The organism is Pseudolactococcus raffinolactis NBRC 100932, assembly GCF_001591765.1.
GTDB classification, from domain to species: domain Bacteria; phylum Bacillota; class Bacilli; order Lactobacillales; family Streptococcaceae; genus Pseudolactococcus; species Pseudolactococcus raffinolactis.
This window is the reverse complement of the sequence record NZ_BCVN01000102.1, coordinates 1-784: the sequence shown is the minus strand read 5'-3', so window position 1 is coordinate 784 and position 784 is coordinate 1. Positions and strand designations below refer to the sequence as shown.

The window sequence follows — 784 nt, the reverse complement described above, 5'->3', positions numbered from 1 at the left end:
CTAAGTAAACGTTGTCTGAGGACAACGTTTTTTTGTTAATAATGACATAAACTGACTATTATCTTATGGAAAGATAAAAAGCTCTCGAAAACAGAGCTTAATAGTTGGTTATTATATTATTAAAAGCGAAATAGTAAAGAATATTATATAAGCTAAATAGATAGTATTCACCAATACCTCTTAATGTAGTCCATAATCTTTTTCTTAATACGATATTTTTGGTTGCGGTCTATTTTTTCTCCGCGTTTAAGCGCTTCAAATAACCTCACTTCCTCAGGTGTTAAAAAAAGATGTATTTCCTGACATAGCAAATCATACATGACGTTTTCTGAGACATTTTGTCTCTGATCAAATAGATTAATTGTTTCAGATAATTCGTAGTAATCTAGTTGATCAAATTTTCTTTTAAAAGCCGTTGCCTTACGATGCTGATCGATCAAATAGCAGGAAAACTTAACTTTAAAATAAACATAGAAGTTAAAAGGTGTATTAGGTGGATTTAATAATATTTGATGGTACATTTCAAGAGCAATAATCATTCCTTCTTGCATGTAATCATCTAATTCCCATGAAGGAATCGCCGTTTTTTTTGACAATTCATAATAATAGGTGCAATTTTTTTAAGCATGATCTCTAATTGATCCATCTTGATTCCCTCTCTTTAAAACATATCCACTTGATGATAATACAAGTATAAAATAAAAATTAGTCTTAAAAAGTCAATATGGCGCGAATGGCCTAAAAAAAGGCCCGAACGCAAGGAAGAACCTAAAAAAAGGTCGCT

At 30.7% G+C, this 784-nt stretch carries 1 protein-coding gene; it reads right to left on the bottom strand.

Translation table 11 applies throughout. The annotated features are described in order from the left end of the window. Window positions 1–167: 167 nt before the first annotated feature. Window positions 168–596, bottom strand: coding sequence for a hypothetical protein (locus LRA01S_RS10605; protein WP_144259903.1), 429 nt, complete (start codon window positions 594–596; stop codon window positions 168–170). Window positions 597–784 lie beyond the last annotated feature (188 nt).